Genomic DNA, 356 nt, shown 5'->3' with positions numbered 1-356 from the left:
CATAAATAACCCCCATCTTGTTTGAAATATTCAAATAATACAGTATTTTTATGGATCCATTATAGTATGCTTATATCACCCAACGGATCTTTTGTAAATTTATAGTCATTCATTATTTAAATATTCATCCTCCCACTTATCTTGCTTCTTAATCGGATCTAATTGTGAGAGATCATTGTACGTAAAGTGAATATTCATCTTACCGGTATTTTCAAGTATGTAGGTTAGACTTGTCCACTGCTCTTGACCTTGTTTTTTAAATTCAACCCATAATTTTTCACATAAATCATACAACTTATACTTCAATTCGTTATAACGAGATGGATCTATATTGTCAAAAATATCAGTTAGATCTA

The 356-nt window shown here is 29.5% G+C and carries 1 protein-coding gene; it reads right to left on the bottom strand.

Annotated elements, in window-relative coordinates; all coding sequences use genetic code 11:
* Positions 1-105 precede the first annotated feature (105 nt).
* A partial coding sequence (locus ACLWS4_RS37980; RefSeq protein ID WP_416876573.1) for an immunity protein YezG family protein occupies positions 106-356 on the bottom strand: 251 nt, incomplete at its 5' end.

It is taken from the genome of Kitasatospora sp. SC0581, from assembly GCF_048159585.1.
Classification (GTDB): Bacteria; Actinomycetota; Actinomycetes; order Streptomycetales; family Streptomycetaceae; genus Kitasatospora.
This window is presented reverse-complemented; position numbering and strand designations above follow the sequence as displayed.